Below are 5,401 nucleotides of genomic sequence, written 5' to 3'. Positions count from 1 at the left end.
CACCACGTCGCGGCGGCTCAGCGACCGCGCGTACGGCAGCGGCAAGACAAGGAGCCCGACCCCGGCCGCGACCAGGTCCACCGCGGCCGACACCTCGTCCGGGGTCGCGGCGATCGCGTCGACGGGGTCGAGCCACTGCTCGCCCTCGAGGTCCGCCACGGCCACCGTGTCGAACGCGGCCAGCTCGTGATCCTTCTCCGCCAGCACCGCCATGGTCTCGGTGTACAGCGGCACCCTGAGCAGGCCGGGCGGCGAGGATCGCGGGGCCGCGTCGGGTTCGCGGAGGAAGATCACGTCGAACCCCACGTCCCCGGCGACCCGGGCCAGCGCCGAGCGCGGATCCCCCGAGCGCCGCGCCGAGATCGGCACCTCGGGATTGCGCTCGCGCCACCGGGTGAGCCACTTGTCGGGCTGCACGCCCGGGACGTAGCCGATGGCCAGGCTCCGCCGGTCCGGACCGGTATCCTCGTTCACCCCTCAACGGTAGCCGCTGCTCCGTGAACCCCGGATCAGTGCACCAACCGTGAACAGGCATCTGCCACCGAATCGCCGATCGCGGTGAGGGGCCGCACCCCATCCGGCCGGTACCAGGTCCACACGGAGCTGACCATTCCCAGAATCAGCCGTCCCAGCTCCTCCTCGTCCCGCCGTGGGAACTCACCGGAGTCCATTCCGCGCGCCAGCAACGAGATCCAGTCCTGCTCCACCGCGCGCGAGTGCTCCACCGCCGTCTGGCGCTCTTCCTCTTCTCGCTCAGTGGAACGCGTGGTCTCCAGGATGCCGACGTGGTGCACCAGAATTCGGGCTTGAAGCGCCTCACTGGCGGTGACGTCGTATACACCTCGCACCGCGGCCCGCAGAGCCGATTCAGCATCCACGGAGTCCTTCACGGCCTCAGAGAAGCGCCGATGAGAGTGGTCGAGCTCGGTACTCATGATCGTGAGCAGGCAGTGAGCTTTGGATTCAAAGTAGTGATATAGCGCTGTCTGACCGATTCCCACCTCGTGCGCGATCGTCGCCCACTTGGTGTGCTCGTATCCAGCAGATCCGAAGTGGTCGACCGCGACCCGGAGAATCGCCTTCCTCTTGGACCTGGAACTCTCCATCCTGGCGTGCTGCACCATCCCTCATCCCCCTGACCGTGGCCTCGAACCTCGCGGTTCGGAGTACGTCGCATCCGACTCGGAACCATCCACTCCGGCGCCCCCTGCGCTTGGCCCGCCCCCTACGCTCAGCCCAGGATCGTCCAGTCCTCGAGGCCCTCGTACAGCGGCTTGGCCGCGGCCAGCGCGGACACGCGTCCACGCAGGGCGGTGATGTCGGCGTCCGTACCCGCCGCGAGGGCGGTGCCGATGATGTCCGCGACCTCGCGGAAGTCCTCGGCTCCGAAGCCGCGGGTGGCCAGCGCGGGCGTGCCGATCCGCAGGCCGGAGGTCACCATCGGCGGACGGGGGTCGAACGGCACGGCGTTGCGGTTGACGGTGATGCCGACCTCGTGGAGGAGGTCCTCGGCCTGCTGGCCGTCGAGTTCGGACTCGCGGAGGTCCACCAGCACCAGGTGGACGTCCGTGCCGCCCGTGAGAACGGAGACCCCGGCGTCCTGGCAGTCCTGCTCGGTCAGACGCTCGGCGAGGATCTTGGCGCCCTCGATCGTGCGCTGCTGACGCTCGCGGAACTGCTCCGTGCCGGCGATCTTCATGGCCGTGGCCTTGGCCGCGATCGCGTGCATGAGCGGCCCGCCCTGTTGACCGGGGAACACCGACGAGTTGAGCTTCTTGAACAGCTCGAGGTCGTTGGTGAGGATCATGCCCGAGCGCGGCCCGCCCAGGGTCTTGTGGACCGTGGTGGAGACGACGTCGGCGTGCGGAACGGGGCTCGGGTGCAGGCCCGCGGCCACCAGGCCGGCGAAGTGCGCCATGTCCACCCAGAGCTTGGCCCCCACCTCGTCGGCGATCTCGCGGAACTTCGCGAAATCCAGGGTCCGCGGGTAGGCCGACCAGCCGGCGATGATGACATCCGGCTTCTCCGCGAGGGCCATCTCGCGGACGGTGTCCATGTTGACCTGCATGGTCTCCGGGTCCACCTCGTAGGCGGCGACCTCGTACAGCTGGCCTGAGAAGTTGAGCTTCATCCCGTGGGTGAGGTGACCACCGTGGGCCAGGGACAGGCCCATGATCTTCGAACCCGGCTTCGCGAGCGCCATGAGCACGGCGGCGTTGGCCTGGGCACCGGCGTGCGGCTGCACGTTCGCGTACTTGGCGCCGAACACCTCCTTGGCGCGGTCCCGTGCCAGGTTCTCCACCACGTCGACGTGCTCGCACCCGCCGTAGTAGCGCCGACCCGGGTAGCCCTCGGCGTACTTGTTGGTGAGCACCGATCCCTGCGCCTGCAACACCGAGCGCGGCACGAAGTTCTCGGACGCGATCATCTCCAACGTGTCGCGCTGACGCGCCAGCTCGCCGGCCATCGCCTCGGCGACCTCCGGGTCCAACTCGGACAGGGAGGCGGTGAACACATCGGTGTTCGGGTCGGTCATCGTTGCTCCTCGCGCGTGGGCTTCTCACTTCGTACGAATCGTGTCGGGGCCACGGCTCGTCTCGTCGTCGTCGTCAGTCTAGTGCCAGGGCACCTGGAGGCCTCTCCCCCGTGGGCACCTGACACAATCAGCAATCGTGAGCAGACATGCCGGCGACTACACGCCGTACGTGGAGTTCGACCGCCGGAGTTGGCGTCGGTTGCGGCGAGCCATGCCGATGGTGCTCACCGAACAGGACCTCGAGGGACTGCGCGGTCTGGGCGAACACCTGGACCTGGACGAGATCGCGGAGATCTACCTGCCGCTCAGCCGGCTCATCCACCTCCAGGTATCGGCCCGCCAGCGCCTGTTCCAGTCCACCAACCTGTTCCTCGGTGAGACCGTGGACGCCCCCATGCCGTTCGTGATCGGGGTGGCCGGCTCGGTGGCGGTGGGCAAGTCCACCTCCGCGCGTGTGTTGCGCGCGCTGCTGACCCGCTGGGACTCCCACCCCCGGGTGGACCTGATCACCACCGACGGCTTCCTCTACCCCAACCGCGAACTCCAGCGGCGCCAGCTCATGCACCGCAAGGGCTACCCCGAGTCCTACGACCGGCGTGCGCTGTTGAGGTTCGTCACCGAGGTCAAGTCCGGTGCCCCGGTCGTCCGCGCGCCCGTGTACTCGCACACCAAGTACGACATCGTCCCCGACGAGTTCATCGAGGTCCAGCGCCCGGACATCCTCATCGTCGAGGGCCTGAACGTCCTGCAGACGGGCCCCCGACTGATGGTCTCGGACCTGTTCGACTTCTCGCTCTACGTGGACGCGAAGATCGAGGACATCGAGAAGTGGTACGTCGAGCGGTTCCTGGAACTGCGCAGCACGTCGTTCTCCAACCCCAACTCCCACTTCGCGCACTACGCAGACCTGTCCGACCAAGCGGCACGGTTGGCGGCGCGCGAGATCTGGACCTCGATCAACCGGCCGAACCTGGTGGAGAACATCCTGCCGACCCGGCCGCGCGCGACGCTGGTGCTGCGCAAGAACTCGGACCACTCCATCCAGCGGCTGCGCCTGCGCAAGATCTGACGCGCTCCCGGGTTCGTTCACTCCGGCGCGGCGCCCGTCTCCCCCACGGGTACGCCACGCCGCCGCAACTCGGCCTCGGCGCGGTCCAGCCCCCCGTGCTCGAGTGCGGCCTGTGGACTGTGATCGCTCCAGACATGGCGCCCGAACCGGCTCACCTCCACCTCGAGCTCACCGGACAGGTGCTCGATCGCGCCCGCCGAGTTCCGCTTCTCCGACGGCAACGGCACGGGCAGCACGTGCGCCCGACCCAGGGGCGCCCGCCCGGTCACGCGGATCCGCCAACCGTAACCGCGCCCCTCGAGTGCCCAGACGTCATCACCGACCTCCGCCCGGACCGGGGAGACCACGGGGTTGCCCAACCGGATCACCCGGCCATCCGGCAGTCGCACGACCAGCGCGGTGACCTCGGTGCGCAGCGGGCCCGAATGGATCTGCCCGCCGGCGAACGCCACGCAGGTGCCAGGCTCGGAGAAGCCCTGCGCCTGCCCCCACCACCAGGAGTCGGGAAAGCCCTCGGCGCCCCAGTTCTTCTCGCCGTAGACGTCGGCGCCGTCGAACTCCCAGCGCCGACCGTCCAGCTCCGCCCAGCCCCGCGCCCGACCGCCGAGCAGCCACGGGTGCCAGTACTGGTTGAGGGCGGGCACGGACTGGAAGATGCTCGACCCGCCGACCGCACGGTGTGGCCACTCCACGGGGTCGGTGACCTCCACGTGGAGGCGCGCCCCCTCGCCCATGTCCACGGTGACCCCGTCCGGCCGGTACTCGAAAAGGTCTCCGGAGCGGGCCCCCAGGCGGTCGGGATCGGCCCACCCCTCGGGCGCGGCGGCCAGGCGGAGAGAAGACGACGTGCCCGACCGCGCTGGTGGAGTACCCGAACCGATTGAGGACGACGACGAGGTCGAGCCGCCGCCCGGCCGGGGGGACCCGGTCGCCCCTGACCGGGGAGGCACCTCGTCGGACGCCAGGCCGAGCGTCGCCCAGTGCCCGTCCGGCCCCCGGTTGATCCCGATGAGCGCGATCAGGGCGCGGCCGTGGGCGCGGTCGGTCACGCGGAGGAAGTATCCCTCCATGGCCACCCCGTGTGCGCGGAGCGGATCGCCGAAGGGCAGGTCTGCGCCGGTGGCCCGGTAGCGCCGGTGAAGTGTCATGCACGCCAGCGTTCCACAGGGCCCTATGTTGGACACCGTGAACTCGTCATCGATCGGACTCAGGCCACCACGTCACCGCGTCGACCCGCGGTGTCGGCGCTGGTGGACGGCGCAGGTCGCACTGTGGATGGCGGGGCCGCTGGTGGTGGCCGTGGCCCTGGGCCTGGTCCTGTTCCCCTGGGTCCTGCTCGTGGCGGCGGGGTGGGCGGCCGCGACCGCCGTGGCACTGGTCGCGGTACCCCGGGTGCGCTGGGCCATCCACCGGTGGGAAGCGACCGACACGGCGATCTACAGCCGTAGTGGCCTGTTCTGGGAGGAATGGAGGGCCGCGCCGCTCTCCCGGGTGCAGACCGTCGACAAGACCCGCGGTCCACTGCAGCGTCAGTTCGGGTTGGCCACCGTCGTCGTCACCACCGCCTCCTCCTCGGGCGCGGTCCGCATCAGCGCCCTCGACGCCGCGCAGGCCGAGGAGATGGTCGACAGGTTGACGCTCCTGGCCGAGGACGACCAGCGGGACGCGACGTGACCACGCCCGGGTCGCAGCACTTCGCGGCATCGCGGCCCGACCCCGCGGAGCCCGCCCCCGAATGGCTGCCGCTCGACCGGCGGACCATCGCCGCGAGCACCGTCGTGGCCGCGGGGGCCCTG

6 protein-coding genes are annotated in these 5,401 nt (G+C 69.8%); 2 read left to right on the top strand and 4 right to left on the bottom strand.

All coding sequences use genetic code 11. From position 1 onward, the window contains the following. The 3 genes from G6028_RS05640 to glyA form a co-directional block, all read right to left on the bottom strand. On the bottom strand, window positions 1-474 hold a 474-nt coding region (locus G6028_RS05640; RefSeq protein ID WP_182658290.1), incomplete at its 3' end, for a LysR substrate-binding domain-containing protein. Window positions 475-509: 35 nt separating this feature from the next. Beyond that, window positions 510-1,124, bottom strand: a complete 615-nt coding sequence (locus G6028_RS05635) for a TetR/AcrR family transcriptional regulator (protein ID WP_107749135.1) — start codon at window positions 1,122-1,124, stop codon at window positions 510-512. Window positions 1,125-1,231: 107 nt separating this feature from the next. Then, window positions 1,232-2,536 carry a serine hydroxymethyltransferase gene (gene glyA, locus G6028_RS05630; RefSeq protein WP_182658289.1) on the bottom strand — a complete coding sequence of 435 codons (1,305 nt, stop codon included), beginning with the start codon at window positions 2,534-2,536 and terminating at the stop codon, window positions 1,232-1,234. 136 nt (window positions 2,537-2,672) lie between these two features. Here glyA and coaA point away from each other — a divergent pair, with 136 nt between their 5' ends. Next, a complete protein-coding gene (gene coaA, locus G6028_RS05625; protein ID WP_182643921.1) occupies window positions 2,673-3,605 on the top strand; it encodes a type I pantothenate kinase in 933 nt (310 codons plus the stop codon). A 17-nt stretch (window positions 3,606-3,622) separates the two neighbouring features. On the opposite strand, the gene G6028_RS05620 is transcribed toward coaA, so the two are convergent. Next, entirely contained in the window at window positions 3,623-4,753 is a 1,131-nt protein-coding gene (locus G6028_RS05620; protein WP_182658288.1) for a tocopherol cyclase family protein, read from the bottom strand. Between the two features lie 37 nt (window positions 4,754-4,790). Between G6028_RS05620 and G6028_RS05615 the strand changes: the two genes are divergently transcribed. After that, window positions 4,791-5,279 (top strand): PH domain-containing protein, encoded by a 489-nt coding sequence (locus G6028_RS05615; RefSeq protein ID WP_182658287.1) that lies wholly within the window; start codon window positions 4,791-4,793, stop codon window positions 5,277-5,279. The last annotated feature ends 122 nt before the right edge of the window (window positions 5,280-5,401 follow it).

The sequence above is a fragment of the Dietzia cercidiphylli genome (genome assembly GCF_014145145.1).
GTDB lineage: Bacteria > Actinomycetota > Actinomycetes > Mycobacteriales > Mycobacteriaceae > Dietzia > Dietzia natronolimnaea.
This window is presented reverse-complemented; position numbering and strand designations above follow the sequence as displayed.

Bases quoted from the DNA above. Each gene is read 5' to 3' on its own strand.
- G6028_RS05635 (WP_107749135.1), bottom strand. From the start codon at position 1,124: ATGGTGCAGCACGCCAGGATGGAGAGTTCCAGGTCCAAGAGGAAGGCG.
- glyA (WP_182658289.1), bottom strand. From the start codon at position 2,536: ATGACCGACCCGAACACCGATGTGTTCACCGCCTCCCTGTCCGAGTTG.
- G6028_RS05620 (WP_182658288.1), bottom strand. From the start codon at position 4,753: ATGACACTTCACCGGCGCTACCGGGCCACCGGCGCAGACCTGCCCTTC.